The organism is Candidatus Eisenbacteria bacterium (genome assembly GCA_016235265.1).
In the GTDB taxonomy this organism is placed as follows: Bacteria; Eisenbacteria; RBG-16-71-46; order RBG-16-71-46; family JACRLI01; genus JACRLI01.
In genome coordinates, this window is sequence record JACRLI010000017.1 from 1 (window position 1) to 20,354 (window position 20,354).

Here is a 20,354-nt window from a genome sequence, read left to right on the forward strand (position 1 = left end):
GCCAGAACGACTGACCGCGGCGCACCTCGAACTCCTTCACCGAGAGCCCCTGCTGTTCCACCCAGGTGTAGTAGCCCAGGTTGAACACGCGGCGGCGGTCCGTCTCGGAGAGCTCGAGCAGGTGGTCGGTGGCCGCGCCCAGCAGGTGGCGGCCGAACACCTCCCCGGCGGAGACCTCGTCGAATCCACCCGGGAAGGACTTCTTCAGGGTCTTCTCGCGCTCGGAGCCGTACATGGCCTGGCCGTCGGTGGCCAGGGTGATCACCGCCTCTTCGGGGCCCAGGCCCAGGTACTTCGCGGTCTTGATCCCGGCCAGCACGTTGCAGATGCTGGAGAGCCCCAGCGAGGAGAGCGCGTCCACCAGCGTGGCGGGCACCCGCCGGCGGCGCACCAGGTAGTCGCGGCCCGCCGGCGAGTTGAACAGCACGCCCAGCTCGTCGGTGGCGCGGTCCGAGACGGCCACGGCGAAGTCGGTGTTCATCACGTTATGGATCAGCGGGATGTGCTTGTCGCCGATGCCCTGGATGTTGTGCTCGCCGAAGCCGTTCTCCAGCATGGTCGGGCACTCGGACGCCTCCACCGCAGCGATTCGCGTGCCGTAGGTGTCCTTCAGGAAATCCCCGGCGCCGATGGTGCCGGCCGATCCGGTGGCCGAAGTGAACACGCTCAGCTTCAGCCCCGGCTGTCTCTTCCGCAGCACCAGGTACACCCGCTCCAACGCGGAGCCGGTGGCGCGCCAGTGCGCCAGGTGGTTTCCGAACTCACAGAACTGGTTGAAGATGATGTTTCCCGGGTCTCGGTCCAGCTCGGCGCACTTGTCATAGATCTCCTTGACGTTGCTCTCGGTGCCCACGGTGCGCACGATGTCGGCGCGGTCGGCCACCCACGCCTCGAGCCAGCGGAAGCGCTCCGCGCTCATCCCCTCCGGCAGCACCGCCACGCCCCGGCAGCCCATGATGCGCGAGATGGCCACGCCCCCGCGGCAGTAGTTGCCGGTGGACGGCCACACGGCCTTGTGGGTGGTCGGATCGAACTGGCCGGTGACGATGCGCGGGGCCAGGCACGCGTACGCCGCCAGCACCTTGTGCGCGTGAATCATGGGGAAGCGCTCGCCCAGGACCACCACGATCGGAGCGTCCACCCCGGTCAGTTCCTTCGGGAGCACCACGTGACCGGGGATGTCGGCCGTGTCCCGGCGCGACGCGCCGTTGTGCCAGTGCACGCGGAAGAGGTTCAGCGGATGCGGCGAGTCGGGGTCCACTCCGGCCAGCGCGGCGCGCACGCCGGCCGGGGCCAGCGCCGGATCGGCCAGCTGGGCGAATGTGGGCAGCAGGATGCGTGCCTCGCGGAAGCGCTGCACCGTGCGGTCGTAGACGCTGCGGTCGCCGATTTCTCTCTCGAGCCCGAGTCGTGCCATGGTGGGATTCCGCCCCTCCCCTTGCCGGTGTGATGCCCGGCGCCGGCGTTCGGAGGCCCGTCTGGCGGGCGCGGCGGCGCTCCGGGCGAACGATGCGAATCCGTTCGAAGGTACACCAGGCAGCCCGGCCCGGCAACGCGCCGGCGCGGGCCTGGCGCGATCCCCGCGGGCGCACAGAGCCGGGCGCGCGGATTCCCGGGGCGGGCTCCCGCGGGCGCCGGGGCTCAGGCGGGCACGGAATCCCGAAGCGAGCGAAGCACCCGGTCCAGGTGCTCGAAGTAATTGCGCACGGTGAAGCTGGAGCGAGCGCGCTGAAGGGCCGCGCCGGCCAGGCGGGCGCGGAGAACGCCGTCGTCGAGGACGGATTGCAGCGCCGCGCGGAGGGCGCCGGGATCGCGGATGGGCACCGCCAGCCCGTGCACGCCGCTCTGGATGTAGCTGCGGGATCCCACCGGCTCGTTCAGGACCACGCACTTGCCCAGGTGCATCGCGGCACAGTAAGTGATGACTCCCGGGAAGCGCAGCGAGTCGTCGGGGGTGAGCGAGAGAGCCACCACCCGCGCTCCCGCGATCTGCCGGAAGTACTCCAGGCGCGGGACGGTGCCCAGCAGGCGCACGTTGGGCGGCATGCGGCGCGCGTCCACGGCTTGCGGCGGCGCGGCCAGGCGGACCTCGATGGGAAGGTCGCGCACCGCCTCGAACAGCGTGGGGTAGTCGCGGTCCAGGATCCCGCCGGTGAAGATGTAGTCGCCGTCGCGGACCTCGAAGGCGGAGCGGTCCAGGTCCATGCAGAACGGCACCCACACGAACTTCTCGCGGGCGATGCCGAAGAACGACGCGTACCGCTCGATCTCCGCTTCGCAGAACACCTGGATGGCGCAGGCGCCGGCGGCGATGCGGCGGTGGTGGGCGCGGGAGAAGGCCTGGCGAAGAGTGTGCCGGGAGCGCGCGTGCCACTCCACGTCGAGCAGCACCAGCGGCGGCCACCGGCGGCCCAGCAGCCCGCGCACCAGCGAGTAGGCTTCCCCATACCGGCCCGCGACCACAGCGGCGGGGGCCGGCCGCAGCGACAACAGTCGGCGCGCGACATTCAGGCGGGCCATGCTCTCGGAGATGAAACCGGCGTAGCGCTGCCCGGACTGGGCCGACACCAGCGCCTCGTCGGCGACCAGCCGGTAGCCCTCCGGAAGCGTCCCGTTGGAGAGCAGCGTGGTGGGCCGCGAGAAGGCGACAGTCATCGGGAAGGACCGGGGCCCAGGGGCGACGAGATCTTCACGGACATCCACTCCGGCGCGGCGCGGGGCGTGTCAGGGGAAACCAGACGGTGCGGGAGAATGTAGCACATCCGGCGGGCCGGGCGCGGGGGTACGGCGGCCGGGAGCGCCCCCTTTGACTCCGCCGCCCGCTCCTGCTAGAAATCAATGATTATGGCCGACACGATCCCACGCCCCGACACCCCCCCCGCCCTCGTGGCCATGGGGGGCAACTCCCTGCTGGATCCCGCCCTGCCACCGACCGTCGAGAACCAGTTCGCAGTGACCGCCCGGGCCGTCGCCCCGGTGGCCGAGCTCATCCGCCGCGGGCAGCACCTGGTGCTCACCCACGGCAACGGGCCGCAGGTGGGATTCATGCAGCTGCGCTCCGAACTGGCCAAGAACCAGATCCACGAAGTCCCGCTGGACTCGCTGGTGGCCGACTCGCAGGGCGCGATCGGTTACATGATCCAGCGCGACCTGCGCCAGGAGCTGGGCCGCCTGGGCCTGAAGGTCGAGGTGGCCACCGTGGTCACCGAGGTCGAGGTGGACCCGAACGACCGGGCCTTCACCGAGCCCACCAAGCCCATCGGCAAGTTCTATGGAGCCGCGGAGGCGGCTGAGCTCCGCCGGGAGCGCGGCTGGAACATGGTGGAGGACTCTCACCGCGGCTACCGCCGCGTGGTAGCCTCGCCCGCGCCCATCTCCATCGTGCAACTGGAGACCATCCGCCGGCTGGTGGCCCAGGGCGTGACCGTGATCGCGTGCGGCGGCGGCGGCATCCCGGTGATGCGCGGCAGCGACGGGCGCATCCGCGGCCTCGAGGCCGTGATCGACAAGGACCGCGCCAGCGCGCTTCTCGCCGTGAACCTGGGAGTGAAGCGCATGTACATCACCACCGGCGTGGACGCTGTCTACAGGGACTACCTGACCGACCGGCGCACCGCGCTGCGCGAGACGACCGTCTCCGAGCTCAGGGAGATGGCCGCGCAGAAGCAGTTCCCTTCGGGGAGCATGGGGCCGAAGGTGGAGGCCGCCATGTACTTCCTGGAGCGCGGCGGTGAGGAGGTGCTCATCTGTCACCCGGAGGCGCTGGCCGAGGCGTTCGACGGACACGCCGGAACCCGCATCCTCAAGGAGAGACCATGACCCCGACCGCCGCCACGGCCCCCGACCGGAAGACCCTCGAGGGCCTCTTCGGGAAGAGCCTGCTGCTCACCACCGACTGGACCGCCGCCGAGCTGGACGCGCTGCTGGCGGTGGCCTCCGGGTTCGAGGCCGCCGATTTCGCCGGCCGTCCCACGGCGCTCCTGCCGCACGAGCTGGCCTATGCCCTGTTCTTCGACAACTCCACCCGCACCAAGTCGGCGTGGGCCGGCGCCGCGGCGCGGCTCGGCATGCAGCCGGTCATCGTGGACGGCAGCTCCACCCAGGTGGAGCACGGCGAGACCGCGGCCGAGACCGGCGCCATGCTGGGGATGAACGCCCACGCGCTGGGCGTGCGCCACGACCTGATCCTGGGCGAGGGCAATCGCTTCATGCGCGAGCTCAAGCGCGGCATAGACGACTACCTGGAGGCCACCCGGGACCCGCGCAAGGTGGGGATCGTCAACCTGCAGTGCGACATCGACCATCCCACGCAGACGCTGGCCGACCTCATGTGGCTGCGGCAGTACTTCCCGGACGGCATCCGGGGCCGGAAGATCGGCGTCTCATGGGCCTACTCGCCCAGCTACGCCAAGCCGCTGTCCGTGCCGCAGGGGCTGGCCACGCTGCTCACACGTTTCGGCGCGCACGTGACGCTGGCCCACCCCGAGGGTTACCGCCTGATGGACGCGTGCATGAAGTCGGCGCAGGAGAGCGCGGCGGCCTCGGGCGGCTCATTCACCCTCACCCAGGACATGGACGCCGCGTTCCAGGACGCCGTGGCGGTGTATCCCAAGAGCTGGGGCCCCTACGACCTGATGCTGCAGCGCGTGGAAGCCAACAAGGCGCGCGACAAGGGCCGCATGGGCGAGATCGAGAGGCAGGCCCTGGAGCGCAACGCGAAGCACCGCGACTGGATCTGCGACGAGCGGCGAATGAAGCGGACCGCCGGCGGCGACGCGCTGTACATGCACTGCCTGCCCGCGGACATCGGCGACGAGGTGTCCGCCGGCGTGATGGAGCGCCACAAGGTGAACGTGGCCCGCCAGGCGAACAAGAAGGTGTACGTCATCATGGCGATGCTGGCCGTGGCCAAGGTGCCCGGACTGGCCGGCCGCCTGGCCCAGATCTGAAGCCCCCCGCGGAGGATTCGTGCCCACCCCCGACCTGAAGCAGCTGGATGCGAGGATCGCGGAGCTGGCCGCGAAGTACCGGCCGCTCGCCGTCGAGATCCTGAAGGAAGCCATCCGCATTCCCGCCGACCACGTGGACCGCGCGCCGGACCAGGGCGGCGATCCTCGGTGCGGGCTGAGCAATCACGAGGGGCCGCGGCTGGAGTATCTGCGGCGGCGCATCGTGGAGATCGGCGCCGTGCGGCGTCCCGACGACGCGTTCTTCGACGAGTTCGGCAACCTGTGCTGGACCGCCGGAGACCCCGGCGACCCCATCCCCGCCTCCGAGAAGGCCGTCATCTACCTCGACGGCCACACCGACACCGTGAAGCCGCTGCGCGAACAATGGCACGCCAAGACCGGCGGGCTCGACCCGTATCTCGGACTGGTGGACCCGAAGAGGATCGACCGCGCCTTCCTGCGCCGCGAGCTCGGCTACCTCCCCCCCGACGGCGAGTGGGAGCACCTGGTCTTCGGCCGCGGCTCCGCCGACCAGCTGGGCGGGGTGGTGAGCCAGATCGTGTCCACCAAGGTGGCGATCGAACTGACGGAACTGGGGGCCCTGCGCGGCTGCATCGTGCGCGGGTACGGCACCGTGGCCGAGGAGGACAACGACGGCGGCGGGCCGCTCTACATCATGCGCAGGTTCCTGCCGGGCAAGCCGGCCGAGCTGGTGCCGGACGTGGTGATCCTGACCGATTCCACGGGTGACTCCGCCAGGGGCGCGCTGGGCATCTACCGCGGCCAGCGCGGGCGCATGCAGATCGAGGTGCGCGTCACCGGCAGGTCCTGCCACGGCTCCATGCCCTGGGAGGGCCTCAATCCGCTGGAGCACGGCGGGCACATCCTCGCGGAGGCCGCGGAGAAGTACGAGCAGCGCGAGGGCTTCCTGGATCACCCGTTCCTGGGCCACGGCACCCGCACCGCCTCGTGGGCGGTGCTGGAGTCGCCCAGCGACTGCGCGGTGCCCGACCGGTTCACCTTCCGCTTCGACCGCCGCCTCACGGTGGGCGAGACCCCGGAGCAGGCCGTGGCCGACGTGGCCGGCCTCGAGACGGTGCGCCTCGCGCGCGCCGCGGGGCTCAAGGTGGAGGTGGGCGTGCCCACCTACGACCAGCCCACCTGGAAGAACTACGTGCCCGGGAACCCCCAGATCTACATGAGCTGGATGACGCCCGAGGAGCACCCCGCCATCCGCGCCGCCGTGGACGCGTATTCGGGCGCGCTCTCGCCGCACATCCCCGCGGGCGGCACCCTGGGCGCGCTGCGCCGGGAGCCGCGCGTGGACCGCTGGGTCTTCTCCACCGACGGCGTCGGCTTCCCGGTGCCGGCCGCCGACCGCTCCATCGCCGTGCCCGAGGGCAAGCGCTGGGTGAGTTCGGGCGGCTTCCGCCACCCGGCCATGCTGGGCTTCGGGGTGGGAATCGAGCAGAACACGCACAAGATCGGCGAGTGCTCGGACTCGCGCGAGCTGCAGCACGCGATCGCCTTCCTGGCGAGGTTTCCGAGCGCCTACGCCACGGCGCGCACGCGCTGAGCGACACCGGCGGGGACGGCTCCGGGCCGGGGCCGCCCCGGGCCCGCACCCCCGCGCGCGGGCGACTCCCGGGAGAACCACACAGGACGACGGGCGGACCGCGCCCGGGGAAACCACGCTCATGCTGCAGGTCGAATTCACGCTGAACGGCACGCAGGTCCGCACCGAGGCGCGCGAGGGCGAGACGCTGCTGGACGTCCTCCGCCACCGCCTCGGAATCACCTCCCCCAAGAAGGGCTGCCAGCCGCAGGGCAAGTGCGGCGCGTGCCTGGCGCTGGTGGACGGCGAGCCGCGCGTAACCTGCACCGTGCCCGCGGAGCGGGCCTCGGGGCTCACGGTGATCACGCTGGAGGGCCTCCCGGAGTCCGAGCGCACGCTGTTCGCCGACGCCTTCGCCGCCACCGGCGCGGTGCAGTGCGGCTTCTGCATCCCGGGCATCGTGATCCGCGCCCGGCACCTCCTGGGCACCACTCCCGATGCCACGCGCGCGCAGATCGTCGAGTCGCTTGACGAGAACCTGTGCCGCTGCACCGGCTACGTGAAGGTCATCGAGGCCATCGAGATGGTGGCCGCGGCCCGGCGGGGCGGACCCCTGCCCGCGCCGCTCGCCGAGGGCGGCGTGGGCGCGCGCGTGCGGCGCTACCGCGTGGCCGACCTGGTCCTGGGCCGCCGGCCGTTCGTGGACGACCTGTCCCGGCCCGGCATGCTCTTCGGCGCCCTGAGGCTCAGCGACCACGCCCGGGCGCGCGTGCGGCGCATCGACACCTCCCGGGCCCGCGCCCTGCCCGGCGTCGGGGCGGTGGTCACCGCCGCGGACGTGCCCGGTGAGCGCTGGAACGGCATCCTGTACGAGGACTGGCCCGCGTTCGTGGCCGAAGGCGAGGAAGTCCGTTATGTGGGCGATGTGCTGGCCGCGGTGGCGGCGGTGGACGAGGTGACCGCGCGGCAGGCCGCCGCGCTGGTGGAGGTGGACTACGAGCCGCTGCCCGCGGTGCCGGGCCCGGCGGAGTCGCTCCGCGAGGGGGCGCCACAGGTGAACCCGAAGCACGCCAACCTGCTCTCCCGTTCGGTGATCCGCCGCGGTGACGCGGAGGCGGCGCTCCGGGCCAGCGCGCACACGGTGTCCGGCACGTGGCGCACGCAGCGCATCGAGCACCTGTTCCTGGAGCCCGAGAGCGCCCTGGCCGAGCCGAAGCCGGATGGGACGCTGCACCTGTACACCGGCGGTCAGGGCATCTTCGACGACCGCCGCCAGGTGGCGAAGCTCCTCGCGGTGCCCGAGGAACGCATCTTCGTGGAGCTGGTGCCCAACGGCGGCGGCTTCGGTGGCAAGGAGGACATGTCGGTGCAGGCGCAGACGTGCCTGCTGGCGTGGGTGACCCAGCGGCCGGTGAAGCTCACGCTCACCCGCGACGAGTCGGTGCGCGTGCATCCCAAGCGCCACCCGATCACCATCGAGCTTTCCGCCGGCTGCGACGCGGAGGGCCGCCTCACCGCCGTTCGGGCGCGCCTGACCGGCGACTCCGGGGCCTATGCCTCGGTGGGCAGCAAGGTCCTGGAGCGCGCCGCGGGCCACGCGTGCAGCACCTACAGGGTTCCGCACGTGGACGTGGAATCGGTGGCCGCCTACACCAACAACCCGCCCTGCGGCGCCATGCGCGGCTTCGGGGTCAACCAGGCCACCTTCGCCATGGAGGGGGCGCTGGATCTGCTGGCCGCCAAGGCCGGCCTGGACCGCTGGGAGATCCGCTGGCGCAACGCCGTGGACGTGGGCGACATGCTCACCACCGGCCAGGTGCTGGAGAAGTCCTGCGGCCTGCGGCGGACATTGCAGGCGGTGAAGCCGCGCTACGACGAGTTCGTGAGACAGGGCCGCGCCGTGGGCATCGCCTGCGGGCTGAAGAACAGCGGGCTCGGCAACGGGGCGCTGGAGTGGGGCAAGGCGCGGCTGGTGCCGGAGCCCGACGGCACCATCTCGCTGTACAACGGCTACACCGAGATGGGACAGGGCCTGCTCACGGTGTTCTCGCAGCTGGCCTCCGAGGTGACCGGCCTGCCGGTGGCCGTCTTTCGCCCCAAGGTGGACGCCACCTTCGCCCTGGGTTGCGGCCAGACCACCGGCTCGCGCGCCACGCTGATCGGAGGGCGCGCCGTGGTGGCCGCCGCCCGCCGCCTGCGGGAGGCGCTGGATTCCGGAAGCCCACTGGCGGATCTCACCGGCCAGGTGTTCGCCGGCGACGAGAAGATCGACGACACCCACCCGCTGGGCGCGGACGTCCCCAACCCCAAGACCCACACCTCCTACGGCTTCGCCACGCAGGTGTGCGCACTGGACGCCACCGGCCGGGTGGAGAAGTTCGTGGCCGCGCACGACGTGGGCCGCGCCATCAACCCCACCCTGTGCGAGGGCCAGATCCAGGGCGCCATCCACATGGGGCTGGGCTACGCGCTCACCGAGGAGCTCCCGTGCGCGGACGGCATGCCGGTGACTTCGAAGGTGCGCCAGCTGGGCGTGCTGCGCGCCAAGGACATGCCGGAGGTGGAAGTGATCCTGGTGGAGGAGGCCGAGCCCGAGGGCCCGTTCGGAGCCAAGGGCCTGGGCGAGATCGGCCTGGTGCCCACCGCCGCCGCCGTGGCCGGCGCGCTGGAGGCCTTCGACGGCGTGCGGCGCACGGTGCTGCCCATGAAGGACTCCCCCGCCGGCAGGGCCATGAGCGTGGGCCGCATCCACGCGAAGGCGCCGAAGGAGACCTGGCGGTGACGGTCTCGCAGTCCTCCGCGGGCGCGGCCCCCGCCGCCCGGCTCGCGCCGGACCCCCGCAGGACGGCGCTGGCCGGGGAGATCACCCGACCGGGCTACGTGAACGCCCACACCCACCTCTACAGCGGCCTGGCCCCGATGGGAATGCCCGCGCCCCGCGTCGCGCCGCGCAGCTTCATCGAGATCCTCGAGCGTGTGTGGTGGCGGCTGGACCGTGCGCTGGACGCGGATTCGCTGCGGGCATCGGCGCGCCTGTACGTGGCCGAAGCGCTGCTCAAGGGCACCACCGCGCTGATTGACCACCACGAGTCGCCCGGGTTCATCGAGGGCTCGCTGGACGTGCTGGCGGACGCGTGCGAGGAGTTGGGGATCCGCGCCGCGCTGTGCTTCGGCGCCACCGAGCGCAACGGCGGCCGCGCGGAGGCCCGCCGCGGGCTGCAGGAGTGCCGGCGGTTCTGCCGGGCGAGGCACGGCCGCCGCGTCCGGGGGCTCGTGGGGCTGCACGCGTCCTTCACCGTTTCCGACGACACCGTGCGCGAGGCCGGCGAACTGTGCCAGGAACTGGGCACCGTGATCCACGTGCACGTGGCCGAGGACGTCGCCGACGTGGAGGACGCCCGGCGCCGCGGCTACCCGGGGCCCCTGGAGCGGCTGCGCAACCTGGGCGCCCTGCCCGAAGGCTCGGTGCTGGCGCACGGCGTCCACCTGACCGAGGCACAGGTGCGCGGCGCGTCCCAGCGCGGCTGCTGGCTGGTACAGAATCCCAGGTCCAACGCGGGCAACGGAGTGGGTTACCCTCGCGCGCTGTCCGCCAGCCGCCGGGTGGCGCTGGGCACCGACGGCTATCCCGCGGACATGCCCGTGGAGCTGGATGCACTGGTTCGCCAGGCACTGGAGCTGGAGCCCGGCACGCCGACCCCCGAGGTGGCCCGCCGCCTGGACGCGGGGCGCACGCTGATCTCGCAGCTGTTCCCGAATTCGGAGGGTCCCGCCGCCGGGGAGGTCGTGGTGCGGCGGCTCGACTCCGGCGGCGAAGCGGTGGAACGCGTGACCATTGACGACCAGGTGGTGGTGATCGGCGGGCGGCTGCTCACCGGCGACATCGACGAAATCCGGGTGCAGGCGCGCGAGGAGGCCGCGCGCCTGTGGCACCGCATGGAGGCGCTGTAGGAGCTTCCGGGGTCGCGCTCCCCGCCCTCCGGGCCCGTCACTTGCCCTTCCCGGGCTCCCCGCACAACCCCTCCAGCGCCCGGTCGAGCTCCACCTCGTCCAGCCGCGTTGGGGTGTACCAGCGCACCACTCCCTCCCGATCCACGAACACGAAGGTGGGCGTGCTGGATCCACCGTAGCGCTCCATGGACGCGGTGCTGATCACCACCGGCACCGGCCCCAGGTCCTTGTAGACCGTCTTCCACACGCTGTCCACGCGGGCCGTCTCGGCGTCGCGCTGCGCAGTCTCCTCGTAGTGGCGGGTCAGCGCCACCACCCTGAGCCCGCGGTCCGCGTACCGCGAAACGGAGCGCGCCAGCGTGGCCGCCTGCGCCCTGCAGTCGCCGCAGCCCTCGGCGAACAGGAACAGCAGCACCGGCTGGCCGCGCAGGCCGGCCAGCGTGGGCGGGCGCTCGCCGGGGTGGTCCTCGATCTCGAGCTCCGGCGCCGGGCTCCCGGCCAGCGTGAGCATGTTGATCCGCTTGTTCAGCCGCGACCGCAGCGCCACCGGCCCCTTCACCTTGTCCAGCTCGCCCCGCACGAAGCGGGCAGCCTGCGCCGCGCCCGCTTCGCGCTGGAGGCTCTGCGCCTCCACTTCGATGGCCGCCCCCAGGGCGATCTCGAGGTCATGGTCCTTCGCGAGCTCCGCGCCGCGCGCCATCCGCTCGGCGCAGCGGGCGCGCGTCTCGGAGATGTAGCGCTTCGTCTTCAGAGGCTCCCCCAGCAGCTGCGCGCCGCGAGCCAGCCACGAGAGTCCCACCAGCCACGGGCCGTCCTCGCCGTACTTCGCGCGGTGCACCTCGAGGATGGACTCGGCGCTCAGGAGGTCCCCGGCGGAGATCTTCGAGCGGATGCCGCTCACCGGCGAAGGCGGCGGTGGCGCGGGGGCCGTCGCCGGGGCCGCGGGTGCGGCGCCCTGCGCGTGCCCGGCGGCGGCCACGAGGGTCCAGGCGAGTGCGAGGCACACGCCGCGGCGTGCGAGGTTCAGGGGCATCTGTGTCCTCCAGGGTTTCGGGGCCAGTTCGTCACGCGGCGGCCGACTTCTCCTTCACCGGGTCCAGGTTCACCCCCTCCGTCAGCCAACCCTTGAGCAGTACCGCCGTCACCAGCCCGGCCAGCGCGAACACGCCCAGAAGCAGCCACATGGCCTCCGGCGAGCTCCAGAATGGCTGCGTGCCGGCGAGGATGCGCGGCTGGATGCCCTCCGGACAGAATCGCAGCAGCATGTGGCCCGAGAGCAGACTGATGAAGGTCTTGGCCACGAAATAGGGCACCAGGGACATGCCCAGGTAGGAGCCCTCCTGGCCGGGCGGCGCCACCGCCGCGGTGTACTCCTGCAGCTTGGGCGACCACAGGATCTCGCCGATGGACAGCACCACCAGCTGGATCATGGTCATGGTGGTGTAGGAGGCCACCAGGTTGTCGCCAAACCAGCGCCACGGCAGCACCAGCGCGAACAGCGAGATCGAGGAAATGATGCCGCCGAACACCAGCATCTTGAAGATGTTGAACTTGTTGGCCAGCGGGATGAACAGGATCAGCCCCACCACGATGAGGATCGGGTTGACCGCCTGGAACATGCCCATGGGGGCATTCTCCCCGATCACCCGCAGCCAGTACTTGGGCGAGAGGAGCGCCATGTACAGGAACACGGCGCGCACCCCGAGCAGGCAGGCCACCAGCACGATGAACCGCCAGAACGCGGCATGCCCCACCACGCCCGCCAGGATCTGCCACGGGGTCTTGCGCTCCGGCGCCTGCTCCTCCCGCTCCACCTCCCCCGCCGCGTGCACCTGGAGCTCGTTGCGGATGAACAGCATCGTCAGGAGGGTGCACAGAACCGCCGTTGCCACGCCGATGTTGATGATCCAGGTGTTGTCGGCCTTGAAGTTGAGCCGCACCACGTCGATCACGATTCCGCCCAGGGCGGCGCCGATGTTCATCACCAGGTACCACATGCTGTAGCCGGCCCCGCGCGACCGCGCGCTGGTGTAGCGGCGCACCGAGGACTGGAACACCGTCTGGACCATCGCCGTCCCCGGCGCCAGCAGCAGGAACAGCGGCCAGATCAGGGCGTTCCGGAACGGCATGCCGGGGAAGAACCCGCACAGCGCGATGCCCCCGCGCGAGAGGATCAGCAGGGCCATGGCCAGGTACAGCGACCTGCGGATGCCCAGCGAATCGGTGACGAATCCCGAGAAGAACAGCAGCAGCGACACGGTGGTGGTGAAGATGGTGAACACGTAGCCCGCGCGCACGTCGGAAAACCCGAGGTTCTGGGAGAGAAACACCACCGCGATGTTGAGGAACGAGAAGTAGGCCAGGCAATCGAGGAAGTTGATGGACTGGATGATCCAGTACTCGCGGGGGCAGTCCTTGAGGACCTTGAAGTCCAGGAAGTAGCTGCGGATCATCCCCCACGCGGACGCGGGCCTCACGGCTGCGGCTGGTTCCACGGCGGTCCCTTTCCGGGGACATGGGCTGGGATCAGTCCGACTCCTCCACTCCCGACCGCGGGCACAGGTCCGCCAGGGCGCACCGCGAACAATGCGGCTTGCGCGACGGACACACCCGCCGGCCGTGGTGGATGAGCAGGTGCGAGAACAGCGTCCACTCCTCGCGCGGCAGGCGCGCCATCAGGTCGAGCTCCACCTTCACCGGGTCGTCGTTGGACGTGAGACCCAGGCGCCGCGACAGGCGTCCCACGTGCGTGTCCACTACGACTCCGGGAATTCCGTAGGCGTTGCCCAGCACCACGTTGGCCGTCTTGCGGCCCACCCCGCGCAGCGCGGTGAGCTCCTCCATCGTCCGGGGCACCTGGCCCCCGTGCTTCTCCACCAGGTCGCGGCAGCACTCCTGGATGCTCCGGGCCTTGGAGCGGAAGAAGCCGGTGGAGCGGATCACGTCCTCCAGCTCCGGCCGGCCGGCCCTGGACAGCGCAGCGGCGTCGGGGAAGCGCTCGAACAGCCCGGGCGTGACCATGTTCACGCGATCGTCGGTGCACTGCGCCGAGAGGATGGTGGCCACCAGCAGCTGCAACGGGTGGACGTGTTCGAGGGAGCACTTCGCGTCCGGGTGCAGCCGCTTGAGGCGCGCGATCAAGTCGGACACCCGCGCGGGGGCCCATTCCGGAAGCGCGGACGACTCCTTCCTCGCCGGCGCCGGCCTCTTCGCGGCGCCGGGCTTCCCCCCGGCCACGGCCTTCGTGGCGGCAGCGGGCCGCTGCGCGATGGACGCCCGCCTCGCCACCCCCGCATTCCCCGCGGCCCTCGTCCTCCTGCCGGCGGAGGGCCTTTTCGCTCCCCCGGTGCGGGGGCTGGATTTCGGCATGGCGTCCTCATGGTTCGTTCGGGTTTCCGGATCGGAAAATCGCGGCGCGGGCCGGCCGCATTGTAGCAGGTCGGACGGGCCCCGGTTGACGCGGCCCGTGTCCCACGCAATCATGGGCCCTTACCATGGACGGCCGTCCACACGGAGGATCCTTGCCCCTGCCGCCTTTCGACAATCCCTGGAAAAGCCTGTGGGAAGCCTCGCGCGCCCTGGACTCGCTGCTGTCCCTCGACGAGCTGATGCCCATCGTCAACCGCCTGGTATGCCAGACGCTGGACTGCGAGTGCGCCTCGCTGCTGGTGGTGGACGAGGAAATGGGGGTGCTGCGCCCGCACCTGGCGGTGGGCCGGACCGGCGAGGCGGTGAAGTCCATCCTGTGGAGCCCGGGGCGCGGGATCGCCGGCCGGGTGCTCTCGCGCAACTGCGCGGAGCGGCTTGAGGACGTGAGCCGCGACCCGGACGCCGACTTCTCCGTGGAGGCCTCCCTGGGAGTCACCGTGCGCGGCCTGCTGGCCGCGCCGCTGGGCCGCGACGGCGTGCCCGTGGGCGTGATCGAAGCCATCAACAAGACGCACGGGGAGTTCACCGAGGAGGACCTCGAGTTCCTGCACCTGCTCAGCTACGACATCGCCTCGGCGGTGGACAACGCGCGCATCTACGACCGCGAGCGCTGGGAGCGCTCGCAGAACGAGGTGCTCTCGCACGTCGCGGCGCGCGTGGCGCGCTCGGTGGCGCTCAAGGACGTGCTCGAGGACATCCTCGACGCGGTCGAGGAGCTGGTGCCCTACCACGCCGCGGAATTCTACCTGTGCACCGACGACCGCACCGAGTTCCAGCTGCTCGCGGCCCGCGGGTACAGCTTCGAGCGCCGGCCGGACTTCCGGCTGCCCATCGGCTTCGGGCTGGTGGGCTGGGTGTGCCAGACGGGGCGCGGGGTGATCGTGCCCAACGTGGAGCGCGACGACCGCTACGTGAACTCGCGGCCCGAGACGCGCTCGGAGATCGTGGCTCCGCTGCGCTCGGGCGACCGGGTGATAGGCGCGTTCAACCTGGAGTCCGACCGGCTGAACGCGTTTGGCGAGCGCGACCTCGAATTGCTGGGCGCGTTCGCCGCCCACGCGGCCATCGCCATCGACCGCGCCCACCTGTACGAGGAGCTGGAGGAGAAGCGCCGCCTGGAGCGGGAACTGGCGTTCGCGCGCTCGGTGCAGCGCACCTTCCAGCCGCGCCGCAGCCCCGAACTGCCGGGCTTCGACATCGCCGGCCTCAACGAGGCCTCCGAGGAGGTCAGCGGTGACTACTACGACTTCGTGCACATCCATGAGAACCACTACGGGCTGGCCCTGGCCGACGTCAGCGGCAAGGGAGTGCCGGCCGCGCTGATCATGGCCAGCTTCCGGGCCAGCCTGATCGCGGAGATCCGGAACAACTATTCCATCCGCACGGTGATGGCCAAGGTGAACCGGTTGCTGCTGGAGAGCGTGGAACCGGGCCAGTTTGTCACCGCCTTCTACGGGGTGCTCGACGTGGAACGTCGGCGCCTCACCTACGCCAACGCCGGCCACAACCCGCCGCTGCTGCTGCGCTCGGGCGGCAAGGCCGAGCAGTTGCCCGCCACGGGCTCGATCCTGGGCGTGTTCCCCGGCGAGGTGTTCCGGGAACGCACTGTGGAACTGCGCCCCGGCGACCTGTTGCTGCTCTACACCGACGGCCTCACCGAGGCGACCAACGCGGAGGGCGATCTGTTCGGATTGAGCCGCGTCGAGGGCCTGCTGAGCTCTTTCCGGGAGCGCCCGGCGTCCGAAATATGCCGCGGATTGCTCGCCGCGGTGCGCGAATTCGCGGGCCAGCGCTGCCTCAAGGACGACGTCACCATGCAGGTCGTGAAAAGTCTCGAATAGTCCTCGATTCGAGATTCACCCCGGTGCGGAACCCCTTGCCGCGGATTGGCTTGAGCGCGGGGCGAATTGGGCGGTCCGGCGCGCCGATGGGAGCATCCAATCAAGTACGTGAGCCTACCCTTCCGCCCGCCGCATGCCGAAAACCCCCTCGGAGCGTGCCGGCGCCGCGGAGCGGCTGGCCCGGCGGCCCGCCCCCCTTTCCAAAGCCGACCCAAGCCTCCCTTTCCCATCACCCTGAAGCGGGGGACCCGACATGGCCCTGGATCCCGTTCCACAGCCTGAGCGCGCCGTGCACGGTCCCTTGCCCGTGGTCCCGGTCACCACCACGGTGGTGTTCCCGGCCGGCATTTCCTCCGTGCATGTGAGCCCCTCCGTGGCGCCGCGCCCGGGCGCCGACGGCTTCCACCCGGGCGCCTCGGTGGTGCTGCTGGGCGGCGTGGATCCGCGCTCCGCGGACGCCGGTCCGCTGCCGCGCGTGGGAGTGCTGGCGCGCGTGCTGCGCTGCCTGGAGACGCCGGGCGGATCGCTCCAGCTGACCGTCGAGGGCCTCGCGCGGGTGCGCGTGGACGCCTGGCGGCAGGTGGACGGGCAGCTGGCGGGCGAGGTGGTCCCCATCGAGCAGGATGGCCCCGGTGAGGGCGAGCCGGCCGCGCCGCGCGCGCTCGCCCGGCTCGAGACGGTTCTCAACCTGGCGGGACAGCTGCTGCGCACGGACGGCCGTCACTCCGAGGGCCTGCACGAAGTCTTCGAGCTTCACCGCGGCGACCCGGGCCGCCTGGCCGACGTGATCGCCTCCTCGCTGCACCTGCCGCTGGAGCAGCAGCTCGGCATCGTCGAGACCGTGGATGAGGAGGAGCGGCTGCAGCGGCTGGAGTCGGTGCTCCGCCGCGAGCTGGAACCCTGGCGCGGGTCCGCGCAGCCGGCCGCCGGTCCCGAGCCCCCGGGCGAGACGCGGCGCGAGGCCGCCGAGCGGCACGCCGTGCAGGCCGAGAGCGCGGAGCTGTTCGAGCTGCTGTCCACGGCGCAGGCCCCTCCGCACGTGGCCGCGGAGATCCGCCGCGACATCGAGAAGCTCCGCCACATGGTGCCCGGCTCGCAGGAGCACGCCGACCAGCGCGCCCACGTGGACTGGGTGCTGGGCCTGCCGTGGCGCGCCGCCGCGCCGCGCAGCTTCGACCTCGACCACGTCCAGCGGGTGCTCGACGAGGAGCATTACGGCCAGGCCAAGGCCAAGGAACGAATCCTGGAATACCTGGCCGTGCTGCGCCTGCGCCGGGACGCCCCCAGCCCGATCCTGTGCCTGGCCGGGCCCTCCGGCACCGGCAAGAGTTCGCTGGCCCGCGCGGTGGCCAAGGCCCTGGGGCGCGAGTTCGTGCTGGTGTCGCTGGCCGGCGTGCGCGAGGAGGCCGAAATCCGCGGCCGCCGCCGCCCGCTCAACGCGGCCCAGCCCGGGCTGATCCTCGAAACGCTGCGCAACGTGGGCTCGTCGGGGCCGGTGTTCGTGATTGACGACATCGACAAGCTGGGTCACGACGGCAACACCACGGACCCCACCGGCGCGCTGCTCGACGTGGTGGACCCGGAGCGCAACCACTCGTTCCTGGACCACTACCTCGGCGTGCCGTACGACCTGTCGAACGTGCTGTTCATCCTCACCGCCAACATGCTCGAGCTGGTGCCCGACACGCTGGTGGACCGGATGGAAGTGATCGAGATTCCGGGCTACACCGACGCGGACAAGGTGCAGATCGTGCGGCATTACCTGCTGCCGCGGGCGCTGGAGCGCCACGGCCTGGAGGCCGGCGACCTCACGCTGGGCACCGACGCGATCCTGAAGCTGACGCGGGAGTACGCGCTGGAGGCCGGGCTGCGCAATCTGCAGCGGCAGATCGAGTCCATCTGCCGCAAGTGCGCCCGCCGCTACGCGCGCGGCGACCTGGGCCCGTGGGACCTCTCCGTGGATGACATCGAGACCTTCCTGGGACCGCCGGTGCACATCCCGGAGGTGGCCGAGCGCGAGCCGGAAGTCGGCGTCGCCACCGGGCTGGCGTGGACCCCGGCGGGCGGCGACCTCCTGCCCATCGAGACCATCCGCATGCCCGGCGGCGGCCGCATGGTGGCCACCGGCCAGCTGGGCGAGGTGATGCGCGAGTCGGTGCAGGCCGCGTTCAGCCTGGTGCGCACGCGTGCCGAACTGCTGGGCATTCCGCCGGAGGCCTTCGCCGACGTGGACCTGCACGTGCACTTCCCCGCCGGCGGCATCCCCAAGGACGGCCCATCCGCCGGTGTGACCATCACGCTGGCGCTGGCCTCGCTGCTCTCCAACCGGCCGGTGCGCAACGACGTGGCCACCACCGGCGAGGTGAGCCTGCGGGGCAAGGTGCTGCCCGTGGGAGGCGTGCGCGAGAAGGTCATGGCCGCGCACCGCGCCGGGATCCGCACCGTGATCCTGCCCAAGGCGAACCTCAAGAACCTGGCCGACCTGGCGGAGTCGGTTCGCGCGGAGCTGGAGTTCATCGGCGTGGAGCACATGGACGAGGTGTTCCCACACGCCCTGCTGGAGCCCGTGGAGGAGGAGCAGGAGGAGGATGCCGAAGCGGCCGCCCCGGCCCGCCGCGCCACCCGCCGCCGCAAGGCCCGCTCCCGCCGGGTGCGCACCGTGACCAGCAGCCGGGCGGCGCGATCGGCGAAGGGCCAGAAGAAGCCTAAGAAGTAGTCCCTGGCGGAAATCATGACGAAGGGGGCGGAGCCGCATGCGCGGCTTCCGCCCCCTTCGTCATGACTTCCGCTGCGATCGCCGGCACATGCCCTGCCTTCGCACCCGCCTCGCGCGACCGCGTGCCGCAACCGTGCGTTATCTCACCTCGCTCATGATCTGCAGCACGTTGCCATCGGGATCATCGAACGCCGCCATCCACAATTCGTGGTCGGGCATGCGGGCCACCAGCGCCGGGGCGTTGCGGAACTTCACGCCGCGCGCGGCCAGCGCGGCGTGGGCGGAGGCGATGTCGGCCACCCTGAAATACAGGACGGAGTTGTTGGGAGGCGGAGGGGCTCCCTGTGGCAGGCCCACCAGCAGCCGCACGCCGCCGGCGTTGAAGAACGCCATGCCCGGCACCTCGAAAAGAAACGGCAGGCCCAGGACGTCGCGGTAGAAGGCCACCGCGCGCGCCATATCGTTCACGGTGACGGCGATCTGGCCCAGGGGCCCTAGGCCGGTGAACTCAGGGGCCGGGGTCATGTCGGCCATCCTTCAACCCTCCAGCTTCCGGCGCAACCGGTCCAGCGCCGCGGCCCAGAAGGCCTTCATGGCCGCACCTGCCTTCGCGTCCTTGAGTCGGCCGTGCTGCACCGACACCTGCGAACGGTTCGCGGGCCTGGGCTCGAAGCGGACTTCCACCCGGCCCACGCCGTCCTTCCACCGGAACCGCAGCCGGCGCCCAGGCGAGGAGGACTGCAGTTCCATTCCTGCGCGGGGCAGCCAGGATTCGAGCGCCCTTCGTTGCCAGGCGCGGAACGCGGACGCAGGCGGGATCGCGAGGGTGCGGCTCACGCTGATCTCGAAGCCGTCCGGCTTCTGGTGGAGCATGCGCAGCCCCCGCGCGCGTTCGTAGCCCACGGTGATCATCTGGCCCCACCACGGGCCGGGATCGCCCACCGACTGCAGCTTCGCGACGATCTCGCGGTGCGACAGCCGGCGCGCGCCGGCTTCGCGGCGGCCGAGGGGCGCGCGCGCTTCACGCCGGCGCGGGCGGCTTTCGTGCGGGGAGCGGGCATCGGGAGTCCTCCGAGGCGGCCGGGTGGTCGAGAGAGCCGGTCCTTCCGGTGGGATGCGCGGACTATCCTCCCGGTTTCACCGCCCGGGTGGCGAGGAACGTGGGGATCATGCGGCCCAGCACGGAGGTGCTCCAGGTGTCATCGAAGAAGCCGGACAGCAGAAACCCCGCGTCCAGCTGCCCTCCGATCAGATCCTGAAGCGTGTGCCCGAACTCCAGCGTGTCCCCCGACTGAACCCGCTTCTCCCGTTCTTCCGGGGTGAGGCTCTCCAGGTCGGAGTACGGAATCCGGTGGCGGGCTTCCAGTTCGCCGCGATCCAGCTTCTCCGCGTCGAACAGGTACAACACCGGGTTGGCCATGCCCGAGATCAGCACCCCGCCGGGGCGCAGCACGCGGAAGCACTCGCGCCACACGGGGCGCACCTCGGGGACGAACACGTTGGAGCAGGGGTGGAACACCAGGTCGAAGGAGGCGTCACCGAAGGCGGAGAGGTCGCGCATGTCGCCCTGGACGGTGGCCAGGCTCAGCCCGTCGCGATCGGCCACCGTGCGGTCCTGGGCCAGCTGGCGGGGCGAGTTGTCGAACACCGTCACCCGCGCGCCGGCGGCCGAGAGCACCGGGCCCTGCTGCCCGCCCCCCGAGGCCAGGCACAGCACGTCGCGACCCTCGAGGTCTCCGAACCACTCGCGGGGGACCGGCTTCTCGGGCGTGACCACGAGCTCCCAGCAGCCCTCGCGGGCGGCGGCGATCACTTCGGGAGTGACCGGCACCGTCCACCGGTTGCCTCTCTCCACCTCGCGATCCCAGGCGGCGCGGTTGTGTTCGAGGATGTCCATGGCGGGGAGAATACGA

The 20,354-nt window shown here is 71.3% G+C and carries 15 protein-coding genes; 7 read left to right on the top strand and 8 right to left on the bottom strand.

Translation table 11 applies throughout. The features are described from left to right. Window positions 1–1,417: pyridoxal-phosphate dependent enzyme (locus tag HZB25_10660; GenBank protein ID MBI5837696.1), on the bottom strand; the 1,417-nt coding region annotated here is incomplete at its 3' end. Between the two features lie 224 nt (window positions 1,418–1,641). Further along, window positions 1,642–2,655, bottom strand: coding sequence for a glycosyltransferase family 4 protein (locus HZB25_10665; GenBank protein MBI5837697.1), 1,014 nt, complete (start codon window positions 2,653–2,655; stop codon window positions 1,642–1,644). Window positions 2,656–2,844: 189 nt separating this feature from the next. Here HZB25_10665 and HZB25_10670 point away from each other — a divergent pair, with 189 nt between their 5' ends. From HZB25_10670 to HZB25_10690, 5 genes are all read left to right on the top strand, one after another. Further along, window positions 2,845–3,819: a carbamate kinase gene (locus HZB25_10670; protein ID MBI5837698.1), complete on the top strand. Its 975-nt coding sequence runs from the start codon at window positions 2,845–2,847 to the stop codon at window positions 3,817–3,819. After that, a complete protein-coding gene (locus HZB25_10675; GenBank protein MBI5837699.1) occupies window positions 3,816–4,949 on the top strand; it encodes a knotted carbamoyltransferase YgeW in 1,134 nt (377 codons plus the stop codon). Before HZB25_10670 ends, HZB25_10675 begins: the two co-directional genes overlap by 4 nt. A 19-nt stretch (window positions 4,950–4,968) precedes the next feature. Next, window positions 4,969–6,525 (top strand): peptidase dimerization domain-containing protein, encoded by a 1,557-nt coding sequence (locus HZB25_10680; GenBank protein ID MBI5837700.1) that lies wholly within the window; start codon window positions 4,969–4,971, stop codon window positions 6,523–6,525. 121 nt (window positions 6,526–6,646) lie between these two features. Then, window positions 6,647–9,286 (top strand): selenium-dependent xanthine dehydrogenase, encoded by a 2,640-nt coding sequence (xdh, locus tag HZB25_10685; protein ID MBI5837701.1) that lies wholly within the window; start codon window positions 6,647–6,649, stop codon window positions 9,284–9,286. A 68-nt stretch (window positions 9,287–9,354) separates the two neighbouring features. Next, window positions 9,355–10,455, top strand: coding sequence for an amidohydrolase family protein (locus HZB25_10690; GenBank protein MBI5837702.1), 1,101 nt, complete (start codon window positions 9,355–9,357; stop codon window positions 10,453–10,455). A gap of 37 nt (window positions 10,456–10,492) precedes the next feature. Here the strand turns inward: HZB25_10690 and HZB25_10695 are convergent, their stop codons facing one another. Genes HZB25_10695 through nth form a run of 3 tightly spaced genes read right to left on the bottom strand, consistent with a single transcriptional unit; the run spans window position 10,493 to window position 13,824 of the window. Next, entirely contained in the window at window positions 10,493–11,488 is a 996-nt protein-coding gene (locus tag HZB25_10695; protein ID MBI5837703.1) for a TlpA family protein disulfide reductase, read from the bottom strand. Between the two features lie 31 nt (window positions 11,489–11,519). Continuing rightward, a complete protein-coding gene (locus tag HZB25_10700) occupies window positions 11,520–12,932 on the bottom strand; it encodes an MFS transporter (protein MBI5837704.1) in 1,413 nt (470 codons plus the stop codon). A gap of 49 nt (window positions 12,933–12,981) precedes the next feature. Further along, window positions 12,982–13,824, bottom strand: a complete 843-nt coding sequence (gene nth / locus HZB25_10705) for an endonuclease III (protein MBI5837705.1) — start codon at window positions 13,822–13,824, stop codon at window positions 12,982–12,984. A 152-nt stretch (window positions 13,825–13,976) separates the two neighbouring features. Here nth and HZB25_10710 point away from each other — a divergent pair, with 152 nt between their 5' ends. After that, the gene (locus tag HZB25_10710) at window positions 13,977–15,725 is read left to right on the top strand and encodes a SpoIIE family protein phosphatase (GenBank protein ID MBI5837706.1); all 1,749 of its coding nucleotides are present in this window, start codon (window positions 13,977–13,979) and stop codon (window positions 15,723–15,725) included. A 289-nt stretch (window positions 15,726–16,014) separates the two neighbouring features. Continuing rightward, the gene (gene lon, locus HZB25_10715; protein MBI5837707.1) at window positions 16,015–18,441 is read left to right on the top strand and encodes an endopeptidase La; all 2,427 of its coding nucleotides are present in this window, start codon (window positions 16,015–16,017) and stop codon (window positions 18,439–18,441) included. A gap of 138 nt (window positions 18,442–18,579) precedes the next feature. Here lon and HZB25_10720 read toward each other — a convergent pair whose 3' ends face one another. The 3 genes from HZB25_10720 to HZB25_10730 form a co-directional block, all read right to left on the bottom strand. Then, window positions 18,580–18,966: a VOC family protein gene (locus tag HZB25_10720; protein ID MBI5837708.1), complete on the bottom strand. Its 387-nt coding sequence runs from the start codon at window positions 18,964–18,966 to the stop codon at window positions 18,580–18,582. Window positions 18,967–18,978: 12 nt separating this feature from the next. Further along, entirely contained in the window at window positions 18,979–19,383 is a 405-nt protein-coding gene (locus HZB25_10725) for a hypothetical protein (protein MBI5837709.1), read from the bottom strand. A gap of 181 nt (window positions 19,384–19,564) precedes the next feature. Then, on the bottom strand, window positions 19,565–20,338 hold the full coding sequence (locus HZB25_10730) for a class I SAM-dependent methyltransferase (GenBank protein MBI5837710.1): 774 nt from the start codon (window positions 20,336–20,338) through the stop codon (window positions 19,565–19,567). Window positions 20,339–20,354: the final 16 nt, after the last annotated feature.